At 61.7% G+C, this 17,297-nt stretch carries 19 protein-coding genes; 8 read left to right on the top strand and 11 right to left on the bottom strand.

The annotated features are described in order from the left end of the window. Window positions 1–249: 249 nt before the first annotated feature. Window positions 250–1,101, bottom strand: coding sequence for a sugar phosphate isomerase/epimerase family protein (locus HFO99_RS22210; protein ID WP_222331812.1), 852 nt, complete (start codon window positions 1,099–1,101; stop codon window positions 250–252). 335 nt (window positions 1,102–1,436) lie between these two features. On the opposite strand from HFO99_RS22210, the gene HFO99_RS22205 reads away from it, so the two are divergent. Genes HFO99_RS22205 through HFO99_RS22190 form a run of 4 tightly spaced genes read left to right on the top strand, consistent with a single transcriptional unit; the run spans window position 1,437 to window position 5,244 of the window. Continuing rightward, window positions 1,437–2,324, top strand: a complete 888-nt coding sequence (locus tag HFO99_RS22205) for a sugar phosphate isomerase/epimerase family protein (RefSeq protein ID WP_222301904.1) — start codon at window positions 1,437–1,439, stop codon at window positions 2,322–2,324. Window positions 2,325–2,383: 59 nt separating this feature from the next. Beyond that, entirely contained in the window at window positions 2,384–3,553 is a 1,170-nt protein-coding gene (locus HFO99_RS22200) for a mandelate racemase/muconate lactonizing enzyme family protein (RefSeq protein ID WP_222301625.1), read from the top strand. A 2-nt stretch (window positions 3,554–3,555) separates the two neighbouring features. Continuing rightward, window positions 3,556–4,248 (top strand): FadR/GntR family transcriptional regulator, encoded by a 693-nt coding sequence (locus HFO99_RS22195; RefSeq protein ID WP_222301624.1) that lies wholly within the window; start codon window positions 3,556–3,558, stop codon window positions 4,246–4,248. A gap of 21 nt (window positions 4,249–4,269) precedes the next feature. Continuing rightward, the gene (locus HFO99_RS22190; RefSeq protein ID WP_222301623.1) at window positions 4,270–5,244 is read left to right on the top strand and encodes an NAD(P)-dependent oxidoreductase; all 975 of its coding nucleotides are present in this window, start codon (window positions 4,270–4,272) and stop codon (window positions 5,242–5,244) included. A 75-nt stretch (window positions 5,245–5,319) separates the two neighbouring features. Here HFO99_RS22190 and HFO99_RS22185 read toward each other — a convergent pair whose 3' ends face one another. The 8 genes from HFO99_RS22185 to HFO99_RS22150 form a co-directional block, all read right to left on the bottom strand. Then, window positions 5,320–6,396 (bottom strand): ABC transporter ATP-binding protein, encoded by a 1,077-nt coding sequence (locus tag HFO99_RS22185; RefSeq protein ID WP_222301622.1) that lies wholly within the window; start codon window positions 6,394–6,396, stop codon window positions 5,320–5,322. After that, complete coding sequence (locus HFO99_RS22180) at window positions 6,396–7,505, bottom strand: ABC transporter ATP-binding protein (RefSeq protein ID WP_222363605.1); 1,110 nt, start codon at window positions 7,503–7,505, stop codon at window positions 6,396–6,398. Before HFO99_RS22180 ends, HFO99_RS22185 begins: the two co-directional genes overlap by 1 nt. Beyond that, entirely contained in the window at window positions 7,502–7,705 is a 204-nt protein-coding gene (locus tag HFO99_RS22175; RefSeq protein ID WP_222301620.1) for a hypothetical protein, read from the bottom strand. The genes HFO99_RS22180 and HFO99_RS22175 overlap by 4 nt, the downstream gene beginning before the upstream one ends. Next, window positions 7,702–8,661: a carbohydrate ABC transporter permease gene (locus HFO99_RS22170; RefSeq protein ID WP_130745959.1), complete on the bottom strand. Its 960-nt coding sequence runs from the start codon at window positions 8,659–8,661 to the stop codon at window positions 7,702–7,704. Before HFO99_RS22170 ends, HFO99_RS22175 begins: the two co-directional genes overlap by 4 nt. A gap of 1 nt (window position 8,662) precedes the next feature. Further along, window positions 8,663–9,568: a carbohydrate ABC transporter permease gene (locus HFO99_RS22165; protein ID WP_017956807.1), complete on the bottom strand. Its 906-nt coding sequence runs from the start codon at window positions 9,566–9,568 to the stop codon at window positions 8,663–8,665. A gap of 156 nt (window positions 9,569–9,724) precedes the next feature. Then, window positions 9,725–11,035, bottom strand: a complete 1,311-nt coding sequence (locus HFO99_RS22160) for an ABC transporter substrate-binding protein (protein WP_222301619.1) — start codon at window positions 11,033–11,035, stop codon at window positions 9,725–9,727. 170 nt (window positions 11,036–11,205) lie between these two features. Continuing rightward, entirely contained in the window at window positions 11,206–11,394 is a 189-nt protein-coding gene (locus HFO99_RS22155; protein WP_222363604.1) for a hypothetical protein, read from the bottom strand. Further along, window positions 11,391–12,029: a TetR/AcrR family transcriptional regulator gene (locus HFO99_RS22150; protein ID WP_222247525.1), complete on the bottom strand. Its 639-nt coding sequence runs from the start codon at window positions 12,027–12,029 to the stop codon at window positions 11,391–11,393. The genes HFO99_RS22155 and HFO99_RS22150 overlap by 4 nt, the downstream gene beginning before the upstream one ends. A 99-nt stretch (window positions 12,030–12,128) precedes the next feature. Here HFO99_RS22150 and HFO99_RS22145 point away from each other — a divergent pair, with 99 nt between their 5' ends. The 4 genes from HFO99_RS22145 to HFO99_RS22130 are packed head-to-tail and all read left to right on the top strand — an operon-like array spanning window position 12,129 to window position 15,841. After that, window positions 12,129–13,325 (top strand): Tm-1-like ATP-binding domain-containing protein, encoded by a 1,197-nt coding sequence (locus tag HFO99_RS22145; RefSeq protein WP_222301617.1) that lies wholly within the window; start codon window positions 12,129–12,131, stop codon window positions 13,323–13,325. A gap of 11 nt (window positions 13,326–13,336) precedes the next feature. Then, the gene (locus HFO99_RS22140) at window positions 13,337–14,179 is read left to right on the top strand and encodes a phosphoenolpyruvate hydrolase family protein (protein WP_222301616.1); all 843 of its coding nucleotides are present in this window, start codon (window positions 13,337–13,339) and stop codon (window positions 14,177–14,179) included. A 25-nt stretch (window positions 14,180–14,204) separates the two neighbouring features. Further along, window positions 14,205–14,618 carry a cupin domain-containing protein gene (locus HFO99_RS22135; protein WP_222301615.1) on the top strand — a complete coding sequence of 138 codons (414 nt, stop codon included), beginning with the start codon at window positions 14,205–14,207 and terminating at the stop codon, window positions 14,616–14,618. A gap of 32 nt (window positions 14,619–14,650) precedes the next feature. After that, window positions 14,651–15,841, top strand: coding sequence for a M24 family metallopeptidase (locus HFO99_RS22130; RefSeq protein ID WP_222301614.1), 1,191 nt, complete (start codon window positions 14,651–14,653; stop codon window positions 15,839–15,841). 72 nt (window positions 15,842–15,913) lie between these two features. On the opposite strand, the gene HFO99_RS22125 is transcribed toward HFO99_RS22130, so the two are convergent. Further along, window positions 15,914–16,507, bottom strand: a complete 594-nt coding sequence (locus HFO99_RS22125) for a DJ-1/PfpI family protein (RefSeq protein WP_064246445.1) — start codon at window positions 16,505–16,507, stop codon at window positions 15,914–15,916. 56 nt (window positions 16,508–16,563) lie between these two features. Further along, complete coding sequence (locus HFO99_RS22120; protein WP_222363603.1) at window positions 16,564–17,262, bottom strand: GntR family transcriptional regulator; 699 nt, start codon at window positions 17,260–17,262, stop codon at window positions 16,564–16,566. Between the last annotated feature and the right edge of the window lie 35 nt (window positions 17,263–17,297).

The raw sequence follows: 17,297 nt of genomic DNA, 5'->3' as shown, positions 1-17,297 counted from the left end.
GGCCGCTAGGTCCTGTCGGTCAATGACGCTCGGAGGTATGTGGCGGCGGCGCTTCGCCCGCCGATGTCACTGGTCTCCTGAGCGGATGTCTCCTGAGCGGACGCCTTCGGAAATCCCTCCGATATGCAAGGGAACCTGGTGCTCAATGAGAGCAGGCAGAAGTGATTGCTCAGGCGTAAGGCGTGGCCTGCCAGTGCAGCGTTCAGGCGGACGGTTCCCTTATCGACCGCGGCGAGAATCGGTTGGTATTCACGCCGCCGCGTGCCATCCATCGCGGATATGGCGCAAGCCTTCGCGATACACCGCTTCCGGTGTCTCGGAAAAGTCGCGCCAGACCCTTGTCGCGGCGGCGAGTTCCTTGAGCGCCCGACCAAAGGCCTCGATTGTCAGCCACCCGTCGTAGCCGCTCGCACGTAGCGCCTTGAACGTCTCCGCCCAGGGAATGTTGCCGCGCCCCGGTACGCCGCGGTCGTTCTCCGAAATGTGGACATGGACGATGCGGTCACTGTTTCGCGTGAAGGCGCCGATGGGATCGGCCTCTTCGATATTGCTGTGGAAGGTGTCGTACATGGCGCGGATATTCGGATGTCCGACCGCGTCGATATGGGCCGCAAGGTCGTCCATCGTGTTGAACAGGTAGCATTCGAAGCGGTTCAGCGCCTCAAGCCCGATCGTGACGCCGTGCTTTGCTGCATGATCGCCGATCGCGCGTTGCGAGGAAACCGAGCGCTTGAGTTCCGCCGCGCTCGGCCCGCTTCCGGAAAATTTGCCGAGCGTCGAATGCAGCGGCCCGCTCAGCATCGTCGCGCCGAGTGCATCGCTGCAGTCGATGGCCCATTTCATGTAGTCGATGCCGCGTCTGCGGGTCGCGGCGTCGGCGGCGATCAGGTTCATCTGCGGGTCGCCCATGGCAGAAACTGCGGTCCGTTCCAGGCCGATCCGGTCGAGCATGTCTGCCAGCCGATGGTAGTCATCAGGTGTGCCCGAAAAGATCGGGATCTCGACACCGTCAAACCCCGTGTCCTTGATATCGCGTAACAGTGCCTCGTGTTTCCGGCCGACACTTGTCGTCCAGAGGAACATGCACATGCCGATCTTCATCTCCCCTCCACTTGGCCCTGCCGCCACTGCGCGACGCCCTATCACTTTTTCAGATCTGGTCATACCAAAACTTCGAATCTGGTCAAGCCAGATTATTGCACGCTTGGGGTGTCGGATTCGCGTCTGAGCAAGAAATGCAGGATTAAATCCCGACCGGCCAAAGAAATATCGAGGTTTTGGCTCCGTCTTGCAGAGGGTCAAGAATTGAGCTAGAGCTTTCAAATAACGAGAATTGGCCAAACCAGATTGCCGAAGCCGGCGAGATGGCCAACGATAACATGACCTTTGCCGCCCGCTTGGCGGTCGAACGTGCTGCAACTGTCTGGGAGGACCTCATGCATCTTTCGACACACAACTGGATGCGGGCGGAACCGCTCGCCGTCACGCTGAAGCGCATCAAGAAATATGGCTACGAGAGCATCGAGATATCCGGCGAGCCGGCACAGTACGACGTCAAGGAGACGCGTGCGCTGCTGAAAGAGCATGGCATCCGCTGCTGGGGCGCCGTTACGCTGACGCTCGGCGAACGAAATCTTGCCGCCAGGGATGAAGGCCAGCGCGCCAGGTCGGTAGATTATGTCAAGAGCGTCATCACCATGGTCAGCGAACTTGATGGCGAGATCCTCACCCTGGTGCCGGCAACCGTCGGCAAGGTGGTGCCGGATGGCACCGAGGAGGAAGAGTGGACATGGGTGGTTGACGCTACCAAGGAGTGTTTTGCCCATGCGCAGAAGAGGGGCGTGCGCATTGCAGTCGAGCCGCTCAACCGTTTCGAGACCTATTTCTTCAATCGTGCCGCCCAAGCGTTGGCGCTCGCCGATGCCGTCAGCCCTGAATGCGGGGTCTGCCTGGATGCCTTCCACCTGAACATCGAGGAGGAAGACATGTATGAAGCGATCCGGCTCGCTGGAAAGCGCCTGTTCGATTTCCACGTCGCCGATAACAATCGTTTTGCCGCCGGCCTCGGTCACCTCGACTGGCGGAAGATCATCGGTACGCTGAAGGAGATTGGTTACGACGGCGCGGTCACCAACGAATTCGTCGCTCCGGTCGACCGGACGCCGGCCGCCAAATATCCCGACATGGTCGAGCGCAACCCCGTCGATATTCCGCCGGAGCAGCTGAAATTCATCCAGGACCACGGCTCGAGCCTTCTCACTGAGAAGTTCTACGACGATCAGATGCGGATCACTGCCGAGACGATCCTGCCGCTGATCAAGTAACGAACGGAACGACATATGCCATGCGGCTCGCGGGCCGTGCGGGGCAGGGGATCCGAGACATGCGCATCAAGACCGTAGAGGCCTGGTGGGTTAAAATTCCCATCGAGGCCAGCCGTCAGCACCGCAGCGACTTCGGCCGCCTGACGACCTTCGATAGCGCGATCCTGCGGATCGAAACGGACGACGGCATCGTGGGCTGGGGAGAGGGTAAGAATGCCGCGGGCAGTGCGGGCACCTACGGCACGCTGGTCCACATGATCAACCACGAGGTGGGGCCGAAGCTCATCGGCCGCGATCCTGCCGACATCTCCACCATATGGGAGATGCTCTATAACGGCGTACGCCACGAGACGGCGGCGCGTTCGGGTCACTCCATGCCCGAGATCGCGCGGCGCGGCCTTTCCGTCGCGGCGATCAGCGCGGTCGACATCGCGCTCTGGGACATTCTCGGCAAGTCGCTCGGCGTTCCCGTTTGGAAGCTGCTGGGTGGCCGCAAGGCCGACAGGTTGCCCGCCTATGCCTCGGGCGGTTGGGAGAGTGCGGAGCGGATCGGTGATCAACTCCGGTCCTATATCGCGGCCGGCGGCTTCAAGTCAGTAAAGATGCGCGTCGGCGCGATGGATCGTGCGCCGCATGTCTCGGCATCGCGCGTGCGGGCGGCGCGCAAAGCGGTCGGCCCCAACGTCGACCTGATGGTCGATGCGCACGGGACGTATACTGTTGCCGATGCGAAGCGCTTCATCCAGATGGTTGCCGATTGCGACCTCGCCTGGTTCGAGGAGCCGGTGATAGCCGATGACAAGCCGGGCATGGCGGAGGTGCGCGCGGCTGGGAACGTGCCGATCGCTGCCGGCGAGAGCGAGGCGACGCGTTTTGCCTTCCGAGATCTTGCCATGCTTCGGGCCGCCGACATATTCCAGCCCGATCCCGCCTTTTGCGGCGGCATTACGGAGGCGATGCGCATCAGTTCGCTGGCCAGTGCCTTCAATCTCCGTTTCGCACCGCATCTCTGGGCCGGTGCGCCCTGCTTCTTTTCCGGCCTGCACTTGTGCGCGGCCTCCCCGGCAAGCTTCATCATCGAATATTCGCTCGGCGCCAATCCGATGATCCATGATCTTGTCGAGGACACTGTGTCGGTGAAAGACGGTATGATAGAGATCCCGGACAGGCCTGGCCTGGGCTTCACGATCAATCAGCGGGTCCTGGAGACTCACGCGCAAAGACAGTGACGATGAAAGAAAACTCCCTCCTCTCCGATCTCGCGGCCCATCTTTTCTCGAACTCGAGCGGCAACGGCCGTACGCCTTCGGAGCGAGAGCTTGCGGAGCATTTCGGCGTCAGCCGGGGCCAGGTTCGCGAGGCACTCGCTATTCTGGAGGCAATGCGCATCGTCGAGCGCCGGGCCAAATCGGGCATCTATCTGACGACTACGGAGGCGAGCGTGGAGGCAATGGCCCTCTTTGCCCGCGCCGGCGTGCCGCTTGATCCCATCCTGATCTACGAGACCGTGGAGCTTCGCAAGATCCATGAGATCAAGGCCGCGGAGCTCGCCTGCGATCGGGCGACGGAGGAGAATTACGAGCACTTGCGCGATATCCTCGCCGCGTCCGAGGCGAAGCTTTCCGCCGGCGAGGGGCTGGCGCGCGAGGACCGGGATTTCCATTTGGAGATCGTCCGCGCCACCAAGAATAGCGTCTTCCATCGGGTGTGCAGCGTCTACTACGTCATGGGCGAGCACCGCCTGCCGATCTATTTTGCCGACGCCGCCCGCAGCCGGCGCTCGCATGAGGAACATATCCGCATCTACGAGGCGCTGCTTGCCCGAGACGGCAATCTGGCCCAAGCGCTGATGAGCGCGCATCTTCAAGGTGCGGAAAGCTATTGGAAGGGTCTCATCGGCGGTCCAGCGAAGGCAGCCGGATAGGCGCAACCGGCGGGAGGGCCGATGAGCTTCATCTTTTCCACACATCCACTGCACCCTGCGGCCAAGTCCATGCTGGAGGCTGCGGGTGATCTGCGCGTCGCTTCCGCGCCCGATCCCGAAACGTTGCTGCGAGAAGGCCGGGGCGCGGGCATCGTCGTCATACGCGCGCCGATCCCGCCGGCCTTCTTCGAGGATGCGCCGGCGCTGCGCGCGGCGATCCGCCATGGCGCCGGGCTCGACATGGTGCCGATGGATGCGGCGACCCGCGCCGGCGTGCTTGTCGCCAACGTCCCGGGCGCCAATGCTTCGACTGTCGCCGAGCACGTCTTCCTCGTGACACTGGCCCTGCTTCGGCGCTTCCGCCTGATGGACCGCCAACTGCGTCAGAACGGCTGGGTGGCGGGCCGCGCCCAGTCGGATACGGCCGTCGACCTCGTCGGCCGCACCATAGGCATCGTCGGTATGGGCAATGTCGGCAAGGCGATTTTCAAGATCGCGAAGTTCGGTTTCGGCCTGGAGGTGGTCGCCACGAGCCGGTCGCCGGAAAACGTGCCGGACGGCGTGCGTTTCGTGGCTATCGATGAGCTTGTTGCGACGGCCGATATCGTGGTGCTCTGCTGCCCGCTGACGCCGGAGACGACCGGCTTGCTCAATGCTGGTCGCATCGGGCGCATGAAGCCCGCTGCCATTCTGGTCAACGTCTCGCGCGGCCCGGTGATCGATGACGCGGCATTGATCGAGGCGCTGCGCGACGGCCGCATCGGCGGAGCCGCGCTCGACGTCTTCGCAACGCAGCCGCTGCCGCTCGATCATCCCTATTTCGGCTTTGACAACGTCATCGTCACGCCGCATCTGGCTGGCCTGACGGAAGAGAGCATGATGCGCATGGGAACAGGTGTTGCGAGCGAAGCCCTGCGCGTCATCAAGGGCGACTTGCCCGTCAACTTGCGCAATCCCGAAGTGGTAGAACACTACCGCCGGCGCTTTCCCGCATAGCGCCCCATCGCGACAGCATGAAACGCTGCCCGCCCGCGCCGTGCCGCCCAGACCGGTTCCATTGTTCGGATGAGGTCAGCCCGCGTGCCGCAGGCTTACACCGCTTCCGGCGTCAAACAGCACGACCTTTTCCGGATTCCACGAAAAGCGAACCTCATCCTCGATTCGAAGCGCCGTCTGTGTCGGCACGGTCGCGTGGATGAACTTCTCGCCGGTGCGCAGCGTCACGATCTTTTCGACCCCATGGTTTTCTACGTCGTGGACCCGTGCTTCGCCGGGCGCGCCGTTGTCGAGAAAAATGTCCTCGGGACGGATGCCGAAGGTGAGCGGGCGACCGTCTGTCGCGATCCCGTGTCCGTTGCCGAGGGGCAGCCGGTAGCCCTCGCTGGCCACTGCCTCGCCGCCGGCAAGCGTGCCGGCAATCAGGTTCATCGGCGGCGAACCGACCGCGCGCGCGACGAAGGTGTTGACGGGGTTTCGGTAGATATCCTGCGGCGTACCCGTCTGCACCAGTTGACCATTGTTCAGGACACCGATCTTGTCGCCCATCGACATGGCCTCTATCTGGTCGTGAGTGACGAAGAGGAAGGTCGCGCCGAGATTCATCTGCAGGTTTTTCAGCTCGGTGCGAAGTGCTTCGCGAAGCTTGGCGTCGAGCGCCGAAAGCGGTTCGTCCATCAAGAAGACACGCGGCTTGCGCACGATGGCCCGGCCGATCGATACGCGCTGCATCTCGCCTCCCGACAACCGGTCCGTCTTGCGGTCGAGCAGATGCTCGATGCGTAGGGTCTTCGCAACGCGGTCGACGCGCTCCTTGATTTCCCCCGGTTCAACACGGCGGATACGGGATTTCAATGGAAATTCCAGGTTCTCCCGCACCGTATAGCGCGGATAAAGCGAATATTGCTGGAGCACCAGGGCTACGTCGCGCTCGGCGGTACCCCAGTCGGCGACGTCCTGCCCGTCGATGAAGATCTGGCCTGCGGTCGGTTTCTCGAGACCGGCGATCAGGCGCAGCGTCGTCGTCTTGCCGGCGCCGGTCTGCCCGAGCAGCACGAAGAACTCGCCGTCGGCAATGTCGATGTTCAGGTTTTTCAGCGCCGTGTGGTTGCCGAAGGTCTTGGTAATGCCCTTGAGTTCGATATGCGCCATCAGAGTCTGATCCCCAGCGACGAGCCGGTCGCGGTGTTGAAGAAATGTGCCTGGGCGGGGTCGATGCGTGCCCAGACGGCTTCGCCGGGACCAGGCACGAAACCACTCTTGGTGCGTGCCCTGATCATCTGGTGACCGACCTTCAGGTCCACGATGTCGTGCGATCCGAGGGGCTCGATGATATGCGCCTCGACCGGCATGAAGCCCTCGCGGGGCTCCCGTGAAACGAGCACGCCCTCAGGCCGGACCCCGAGTGTCAGCTTGCCGTTCTCGGCTCTTGCGTCGGAGAGGCGGTTGGCCAGCACGGCGGGGAACTCGAAGCCGATCGTCCCGTCGCCGACCTGCACGCTGGTATGGCTGCCCGTTTCGCTGACGGTCGCCGGCGCCATGTTCATGACCGGGCTTCCGACGAACTGGGCGACGAACGTGTTGGCGGGTTGCGCGTAAACCTCTTCCGGCGTGCCGATCTGCTGGAGGATGCCCTCGTGCATGATGACGATGCGGTCGGCGAGCGACATCGCCTCCACCTGGTCATGCGTCACGTAGATGGTGGTTGAACCCTGCTTGATATGCAAACGCTTGATTTCCGCCCGCATCTCCTCGCGCAGCTTCGCGTCGAGCGCACCGATCGGCTCGTCCATCAGCATGGCCTTTGGACGTCGCACGAGCGCGCGGCCGATCGCGACCCGCTGCATGTCGCCGCCTGACAGCGCCGAAGGCTTGCGGGCCAGCAGACCGGTGATGCGCAGCACACCGGCGATCTCGCGGACCGACGCATCGACATCTGCACGGCTCATCCGGGTCGCGCGGAGCGGGAAGGCGATGTTCTCGTAGACCGTCATGTGCGGATAGAGCGAGAAGGATTGGAACACCATGGCGATGTCCCTGCCGGATGCCTTGATATGCTGCACCGGCTGCCCGTCGATTAGAATGTCGCCTTCGTCGATCGTCTCCAGCCCCGCGACGGCGCGCAATGTCGTCGTCTTTCCGCAGCCCGATTGTCCAAGCAGCACGATGAATTCGTTGTCGGCGATGGCGAGATTAAGGTCTTTGATGACCTGGACGGCACCGAAATATTTCTGAATCCCGCGAAGTTCGATCTGCGTCATGAATGGCTGCCTTCGTCTGGTTTCGCGTCGCGCGGGATTTTGGTCGTCACCATGAAGGCGATCAGTCCGACAAGCGTCATCGTTATGCCGTAGCGATGCAGAAACAGGTTCCAGGGCTGGCAGAGCGCGATGATGCCGAGGATCATCAGATATTGCGCACCGGGTTCGAGATATTTCTGGTTCAAGGCGCGCAAGGTCATTTGCGGATCGCTCCGAAGCTCATGCCGCGCAGGAGATGGTTCCTGAGCAGGAAGGTGAAGATGGCGACCGGCAGCAGGAACAGGAACGTGCCGGCCGCAATGACCGTCCAATCCGGCAGGCCTGAGCCGACCTGGCTCGGAATGAAGGGTGGAGCCGTTTGCGCGCGCCGGTTCGTCATGATCAGCGCAAATGCATATTCATTCCAGGCCGTGATGAAGCAGAAGACCGCGGTCGCGGCGATGCCGGTCGCCGCTTCCGGGATGACGATCTTGAAAAAGGCCTCCATCCGCGTGTAACCGTCGACGAGCGCGGCCTCCTCGTATTCCCTAGGGATCTCGTCGATGAAGCCCTTCATCAGCCAAACGGAGAAGGAAAGGTTGAAGGCAGTGTAGAGGATGATGAGCCCCCAATGCGTGTCGTTGAGGCCGACGACGCGGTACATGAGGAACATCGGGATCGCCACGACGACGGGCGGCAGCATGCGCGTCGACAGGATGAAGAAGAGAAGGTCTGCCTCTCCCTTCACTTTGAAGCGCGAGAAGCCGTAGGCTGTGAAGGTTCCCATGCCGACGGCCAGCACCGTGGACGTGATGGCGACGATCAGAGAGTTCATGAAGCGGTTCGGATAGCCGGAGGGTTGCACCTCGCCGCGGCCGGAGCGAACGATCTTCTCGCCGCCGTCGAACACCATCCGCTCCCACCAGGGGGCGGCGGCATATTCTTCAGGGGTAGGCGCCCCGCGCAGTTGCGAGCGCTTGGTGAAGAGCTTCACGAAGGGCGAGAGTTCCGGCTCGAAGAGCACCGTCGGCGGAATGGTGGTCGCGAGATTGCGCGGCTTGAAGGCCGTCGAGGTGATCCAGTAGATCGGCGCCAGGAAGATCAACGTGATGACCAATACGGCGGCGATCGCCACCCGGTTCAGCGCGCGTTCGGAGCGGGTTTGGACGGCAGCCATCTCAGCGCTCCTTCACTTTGTTGAGGTACTTGACGTAGATGTTTGTGATCGCAAGAACCATGATGAGCACGATGTAGGCGAGTGCGCAGGAGCGCCCCGTCTGCCACTCCTGGAAGGCCATCTTGTAGAGCCGGATGGAGATCACCTCGGTCGTCGGTTGGCTGGTCAGGATGTAGGCGAGGTCGAAGGTCTTGAAGGCCTCCATCGTACGGAAGATGATTGCGATCATCAGGATCGGCGCCACCAGTGGCAGCGTGATGCGGAAGAAGGTATAGAACGGTCCCGCCCGGTCGATCGCCGCTGCCTCGTAGAGATGCTTTGGCACGGCCGAAAGGCCGGCAAGCGACAGCAGCATCACGAAGGGCGACCACATCCAGATGTCCGTGATTGCGACCGCATAGAGCGCCATGTCCGGATTCGACAGCCACTCGAAGGAGCCGAGGCCGAGCGCGTAATTGATGATGCCGAAGGACGGGTCGTAGAGCAGCTTCCAGAACAGGCCGACCACGGCCATCGACAGCATCATCGGCAGCAGCAGCAGCGTCGTCAAAAGACCCTTCAGCGGAATGTCGCGGTTGAGCAGCATCGCGGTGCCGAAGCCGACGATCACCTGCCCTGTCACAGAGACGATCACATATTTCGCGGTGATGGCGAAATTCGACCAGATGAAAGGATCGTTCAGCAATTCGCGGTAGTTTTGCAGGCCGACAAAGTTGGCCGGCGCGTTCGTCGAGGCGCGAAAATCCGTGAACGAATAGCCGAGCGAATAGATCAGCGGAAAGATGTTGAAGATGATCAGAAACAGGATCGTCGGGATGATGAAGAGATTGCGAATGCGGATGTCGCTCATGCCGCGGGATGCGGCACGCGATTTCGTGTCCAGCGATGTCATGACTGCGGTTGCCAATCCTCTCCTCCTCCGAGAGTCGGCGCCGGATGCCGGAAAAGCATCACGATGCGCGAAGTGAATTCCGGGCGCCGCGCCCTCTCGAACCGCGCCTTTGGACGCGAGATGCAGAATGCAAACGGAGGGGCGACGGAGCCCCTCCGCTGATCGCGTTTGCTATTGATTGCGTCCGTATTTCTTGAACGTCGCTTTCCAGTCCGCTGCTAGAGAGTCGAGCACTTCCTTCGCCGTGCCTTGGCCGGCGGTGACGAAGGGATAAATGCGCTGGTTCGCCTGGATCAGCAGTTCGGCATATTCAGGTGTTGCCCAGAAGTCCTTGACCTTGAACATGGTCTCGTAGAAAGCCTTGTTATAAGGCGTGGCGTTCTGAAATTCCGGGGATTCAAGCACTTTGGCGCTTGCCGTGTAGCCGCCGAGTTCGGCCCAGCGCTTCTGGGTCTCGTCCTTGATGAACCATTCGAGGAATTTCATCGCCTCTTCCTGGTTCTTTGAGTAGGAGATGACCGATATGCCTTGGCCGCCGAGCGCTGCGAATTGTTCGCCGTTCGGCCCCGCCGGATTGGCAAAGAAGCCGGTAACCTTGGCGTTCGGGTTCGACGCCTCGTTCACCAGGGCCGGGAAGAAGGCGAAGTAGTTCATGCTCATCGCCGCCAGGTTCTCGGTGATCGCCTGATTGTTCTCGACGAAGAAGGACTTGGCCCAGCCCGGAGGCGTAAAGCCGTAGAGCTCGCGATACAATTCGAGCGCCTTGACGTTCTTGTCAGAGTTGATGATGCCGTCGACCTTGTAGCTCTGGTAGTCGCCGAGTTCGCCTCCGAACGAGAAGATTGCGTTCTCGACACCCATGACGAGACCGTCATAAGAATTGTCGGTGTAGATGGCGATTCCGAAGCGCTTCTGATCTGGGCGATGGAAGAATTCGGCGATGTCGCGCATCTGGGCCCATGTCTTTGGCGGGGCGAGGTCGTAACCGTATTTCGCCTTGAACGCCTCCATCTCTTTGGGATCTTCGAACCAGTCCTTGCGATAGGACCAGCCGACGGCGTCGCCTTCGGCCGGAACTGACCAGTACTTCTTCGAGTTCGCCGGATACTCGGAGTAGTATTTGACCGTCGCCGGAGCCATTACCTGGGTCAGATTGTGCTTGGTGAAGAAGTCGGTGAGATCGACGTAGTGTCCAGCTTCTGACGCAGCCCCGATCCACTGGCTGTCGCCGACGACCATGTCATAGGCTGAGCCCTTTGCGTTGAACTCGGTGAATGCCTTAGTCTGGAAGTCGGACCATGGTGTGGTCTCGACCGTGACCTTGACGCCGGTTTCAGCCTCGTATTCGTTGGCGAGTTCCTGAAGGTAATTTGCCGGGTCCCACTCGGCCCAGAAAATCGTCAGTTCCTGGGCCTGTGCGGATGTTCCGCAGGCCCACATCAATCCGACACCGGCAAAGAGACCGGCCATAGTTTTGCGCATAACGTTTCCTCCCATTTATGCACGCTTCCCGCGTCATCGCGGGCCTCCCGATCCGGCTTCCCGATCCTCCTGGGTGATTTTCGTGCTGGGGTCCTCCCCGACCCTGGCGCGTTTCAGATCTCAAGCCTGAATGTTATTCTCTAATCTGGTAGTACCAAATGCCAATATCGTCAAGAGTGAGCCTCGGAGAGCATTTTCGCGAAGGTTCGTCTTCCAGACTTCTGGATCTCTTCCCACAATTGCGGCTCGCTCGTGTAGACTTGTCGGGCGAACTCACGTTCCTGCTCGCCAATCCCGACCACATTTGCTTCATCTGGTCGAACCAATTGTTGGATTAATCTGAAGGTTCCCCACGTCATGCTTTGCTCTCCGCCTGCCGTAACGCCGTATCAACAAGCGCTCTGGCGGCCCACTCGGCAACAGACTGCGCGCTTTCGGAGGTCAGGCCCCAGATATCCTTCAACACGATCAGCACCTCGACGCCGAAGACAAGCGAAAGCGCCTGCGCAAGACGTTCGCGGGATTCGGCCGGCACGGTGCCCTGCAGGGGAGCCGTCACGCACTTGAGCAGGTCGACCCGGTGGCCGCGCGTGAACAGCGGCTCGTTGCCGAGCGTGCCGGCCTGGCGCTGCGCCCACTGGTCCAGCGAAAGTTTCAGCGCCGCCTTGAAGGTGGCTTCGAACTCATCGATGCGCGGCATTGCGGTCGCCAAGAGGTCGGCAACGCGGGTGCGTGCATCCGGACTGTCCGACGACCAGCTGAGTATCGGCCCCAGAGCCTCATCCACCACGGCATGCACGAGCGCGGCCTGGCTCGGAAAGTAACGGTAGGCCGTCGCGCGCGAGACTTCGGCAGCCTCGGCGACTTCACTTACCGACGGAGTAATGCCGGACTGCATGAGCCGCGTTGCCGTTTCCAGCATCAGTTTTCGCGTTCGGGCACGCGGGCCTCGCTCGGTCCTGGCTGTTTCGTTCTGTTGACGTGAGACATCCATATCTTTATGATACGCGCGTCTCACAAATTTGCAAGGGCCCATCGCTTTGCCCGGACGTGGGATATGCTGGGAGGAAACCCAACCGGTCTCGGAGGGGAAATGAAGCAGATCTACGTGGTCGGCACGGCCGACACGAAGGGCGAGGAGCTTGCTTATCTGGCCGCTTGCATCGAAGCGGCGGGCGGGGCTGCCGTCCGTGTCGACGTCGGCATCCGCGAGCCTCAAACCTCCGTCGATGTGAGGGCCGTCGCAGTGGCGGCGTGCCATCCGGACGGGGCTGGAGCCGTTCTTGCCAGCGGCGACCGCGGAACGGCGGTCGAGGCGATGGGCATTGCCTTTGCGCGCTTCCTCGTGGAGCGCCAGGACATCGCTGGCGTCATCGGTATCGGTGGAGGCGGGGGCACTTCGATCATTACCGCAGGCATGCGCCAATTGCCGCTCGGTCTGCCAAAGATCATGGTCTCGACGCTCGCATCCGGCGATGTGGCTCCCTTTGTCGATGTTTCAGACATCGTGATGATGCCCTCGGTCACGGACATGGCGGGCCTGAACCGGCTGAGCCGCATCATTCTTCACAACGCCGCCCAGGCGATCACTGCCATGGCCCGCCGACCGGCTGAGGTGACTGCATCCAAACCAGCCCTCGGGCTTACCATGTTCGGTGTTACGACACCTGCGGTATCCGCTATGGTCGAGCGCCTCCGAGCGGACTATGACTGCTTGGTCTTCCACGCGACAGGCACGGGCGGGCGGGCGATGGAGAAGCTTGCCGACAGCGAGCTCATCTCTGGCGTGCTCGACATCACGACGACCGAGGTCTGCGACCTGCTGTTCGGCGGTGTCTTGCCCGCCACCTCGGACCGTTTCGGCGCCATTGCTCGCAAAGGCTTGCCCTATGTCGGCTCGGTCGGTGCGCTCGATATGGTGAACTTCTGGGCGCCGGAGACCGTCCCGGAGCGTTATGCCGGCCGGCTGTTTTACCGGCACAACCCGAACGTCACCTTGATGCGCACGACGCCGGCCGAATGCGCGCAGATCGGCCGCTGGATCGGCGACAAACTCAATCTCTGCCACGGCCTCGTACGTTTCCTCATTCCCGAAAAGGGCGTTTCGGCCCTCGACATCGATGGCGGTCCGTTCTTCGATCCGCAAGCCGACGCCGCGCTTTTCGCCGCGCTCGAGGCGACGGTGAAGCCGACGGCATCGCGACATATTATTCGCCTGCCGCTCCATATCAACGATCCAGATTTCGCCGAGGCCGCCGTCGCGGCCTATCGTGACATAACCAACCCCTGAGAGACAAATCGATGCCAGTCATCCCGCGCAGCACCATCCTCGAAAAATTTCACGGCATGATCGCAGCCGGCGTGCCGATCGTCGGCGGCGGTGCCGGCACCGGCATCTCCGCCAAGGCCGAGGAGGCAGGCGGTATCGACCTCATCATTATCTACAATTCCGGGCGATACCGCATGGCGGGCCGCGGTTCGGCGGCCGGACTGCTCGCCTATGGCAATGCCAACGAGATCGTCAAGGACATGGCGCTTGAAGTATTGCCGGTCGTGAAAAAGACGCCGGTGCTCGCCGGCGTCAATGGCACGGACCCCTTCGTGCTGATGCCGCGCTTCCTCGCCGACCTCAAGGCAATGGGCTTTTCCGGCGTGCAGAACTTCCCCACAATAGGCCTCTTCGACGGCCGGATGCGGCAGAGTTTCGAGGAGACAGGCATGAGCTACAATCTGGAGGTCGAGATGATCGCCACCGCCCACGGGCTCGACCTGTTGACGACGCCCTATGTCTTCGACGAGAGCGAGGCTATCGCCATGACGGCGGCCGGGGCCGACATCGTCGTGGCGCATATGGGGGTGACGACCGGCGGCACGATCGGCGCCACATCCGGCAAGTCGCTTGATGACTGCATCGATGAGATCACCGCGATCGCCAAGGCAGCGCGTTCCGTGCGCGACGACGTCATCGTGCTCTGCCACGGCGGCCCGATCTCGATGCCGGAGGATGCGCGCTACATTCTCGAGCGTTGCCCTGGCTGCCACGGCTTTTATGGCGCAAGCTCGATGGAGCGCCTGCCGGCAGAGGCCGCAATTCGCAAGCAGACCGAAGATTTCAAGGCGCTCGCCATCGGCGCGGTCGTCTGAGGAAGGGTGTGGAGGAGGCGGTTTCATGGTAAAGGACAAGTACTTTATCTATCCTGAGGATGTGAGCGCCTTCGGCTTCGACTGGGGCAAGCTGTCGCTGACTGTGGCGCCCGAGGTCAACGGCGCCAGCCGCTTTTCCGGCGGCGTCGTCGAGCTGCCAAGCGGCGAGGGCCATTCCCGCCACAACCATCCGGGCGCGGAGGAAATCATTTTTGTGATTTCCGGCGAGGGCGAGCAGATGGTCGAGGACGAGAAGGGTAATCCGATCACGCAGCAGGTCGCGAGCGGCTGCACGATCTATATTCCCGAAAGTCGCTTTCATTCGACGAAGAACACTGGTGGCGGGAAGATGCTTCTCTTCGTGGTCTACTCACCGGCCGGGCCGGAGCTCGCACTTCGCGATTTGCCGGACTTCCGCCTGCTGCCGCCGGGCTTCTGAGGCAGCGCATCCATTTTCTGGGAGGAAAGACAATGAACGACAATGCAGGGCAAACAAGGCAGGCCGCCGTGACGCCGTTCGATACGGCCAAGCTCGACCGTCTCATGGAGGAAGCCGGTATCGACGTCATCGTCGCCACCTCCAAACACAACACCCAATATCTCATGGGCGGCTATAAGTTCATCTTCTTCGCCGCTATGGATGCGATCGGGCATAGCCGGTACCTGCCGATGGTGATTTATGAGAAGGGCGCGCCCGATCACTCCGCCTATGTGGGCAACCGCATGGAGGGCGCGGAGCACCAGAACAACCCATTCTGGACGCCCGCCGTACATACGGCGAGCTGGGGCACGCAGGATGCCGCAGGGCTCGCCGTCGAGCACCTGAAGAAGATCGGCAAGGCCGGTGGGCGCATCGGCATCGAGCCAGCCTTCCTGCCCTCCGACGCCCGCGACCTGCTTGCCTCTCGGCTGGATGGCGCTCGATTTGTCGATGCCACGCATGTGTTGGAGCGGCTGAGGGCCGTCAAGACGACGGATGAACTGGCAAAGCTGAGACGCGCTTCCGAACTGATCACCGACTCGATGCTGGCGACGATCGCGGCGGCCCGCGCCGGCTCGACGAAGATGGAGATCATCGAGCAGCTGCGCCGAGAGGAAACGAACCGCGGCCTGCACTTCGAATATTGCCTGCTGACGCTCGGCTCCAGCCACAATCGCGCGGGCTCGCCGCAGGCCTGGGCCAAGGGCGAGATTCTGTCGATCGATTCCGGCGGCAACTATCACGGATATATCGGTGACCTCTGCCGCATGGGTGTGCTCGGCGAGCCGGATGCGGAGCTGGAGGACCTTCTGGCCGAAGTCGAATGCATCCAGCAAGCAGCCTTCGCCAAGGTCAGGGCAGGCGCTCCGGGCAGTGAAATGATTGAGGCAGCAGAAGCCGAGCTCAAGGCCTCGCCGTCGGCGGCCTTCACCGACTTTTTCTGCCATGGCATGGGCCTCATCGCCCACGAAGCGCCATTCCTCATGACGAATCACCCCGTCACCTATGATGGCATCGATGGCGACAAACCGCTGGAAGCCGGGAGCGTGATCTCGGTCGAGACGACGATGCTTCACCCGAAGCGCGGATTCATCAAGCTGGAGGATACGCTTGCCATCACCGATGGCGGCTATGAAATGTTCGGCGACCGCGGCCGCGGCTGGAACCGCGGCCGAGCGTGATTGCAGGCCCAACCGCAAAGAAGGCCCGGCAGATGTCACCTGCCGGGCCTTTTGTTCCTTGGTACCGTCGTCTCAGCTGTGGTGGATCTCTGTTCCCAGCACCTTCAGGCATTCGCGGATAAAGGCGGCGAGCGCCGTCCAGCCCTTGGCCGAAACCATCGTGCCATCGACATAGGCTTCGGTTGGCGAGAGGTCGATATAGGTTCCGCCCGCCAGGGTGACCTCGGGTTCGCAGGCCCCAAGTGCACCCACCTTCTTGCCGCGAACGACACCGTCGACCGCAATCAGGATCTGGACCCCGTGGCAGATGGTAAAGATCGGCTTCTTCTGCTCGTGGAAATGACGCACCATCGCCTGCACCCGCTTGTCGGTGCGGATATATTCCGGTCCACGCCCGCCGGCGCAGTAGACGGCATGATACTGGTCGAGCTGGTTCTCGGCCTCGGAAAACGTCTTGTTGATGGTGACGTTGTGCCCGAGTTTTTCGGTGTAGGTCTGATCCCCCTCGAAATCGTGCAGGGATGTCCTGAGGATGTCGCCGGCCTTCTTATCCGGGCACACGACGTGCACCGTGTGGCCGACCGCCTCCATCGCCTGCTGATAGACGAAGATTTCGTACTCCTCGGTGAAATCGCCGGTGAGCATCAGGATTTTCTTGCCTGGCATGGGTTCTCCTCCTCGTTGTCAGGTCGGGCAGGCTCGTCCCTGCCCGGCGCAGTTGCTCAGATTTCGTCGAATGCCGGCAACAGCCGATCGCGCGAATGTTCGATATGAATGCGCATTGCGTTCGCAGCCGCGTCCGGGTCGCACGCCGCAAAGGCATCGAGCAGCGTCTGATGCTCGGCGAGCGCCTCCTCGGTGACGCGGCGATGGAACATCAGGCGAAAGATATGGAAATGCGTGTGCTGGAATGTCAGCATCTCGCGGATCAACTCGTTGCCGGCAAATTCCATGATCCGGTCGTGAAAGATGGCGTCCTGGCGCGCGAAGGCCGAATAGTTCGCTCGTTCGTCCCTGTTGTCGCTGCGGGTCATCACGCCTGCGGCCTCGGTGAGAATGGCCAGCTTTTCGTTGTTCATCGCCTCGGCTGCCTTCGCAGCGCCGGCAGGTTCCAACAGCAGACGCAGTTCATAGAGCTCGTCGAAGCGGTGGCGCGTGATCTGCGGCGCGGCACGATAGCCGACCAGATGCTGCTTGACGACGAGGCCTTCGCCTTCAAGCCGGCCGAGGGCTTCGCGGATCGGCGTATGGGAGACGTTGAACTCCTTGACCAGGTTGTCGACCGTGATGCGCGTCCCCGGCGCAATCTTCAACGACATGAGCTGGTTGAAGATTGCCTCGTAGACGTCGCCCGCCAGGCTGTTGGCGCGCGGTATCTGGGTTGTGCCCGTCGAGGGTTCCTTCGGTCTCGTCGAAATCATCTGCTGCCTTGCCTCTTGACAGGTTCAATCGCTAG

Source organism: Rhizobium leguminosarum, from assembly GCF_019798305.1.
Lineage (GTDB): Bacteria > Pseudomonadota > Alphaproteobacteria > Rhizobiales > Rhizobiaceae > Rhizobium > Rhizobium leguminosarum_U.
Note: the sequence above shows the minus strand (reverse complement) of the source record. Positions and strands in the feature narration are given on the sequence as shown.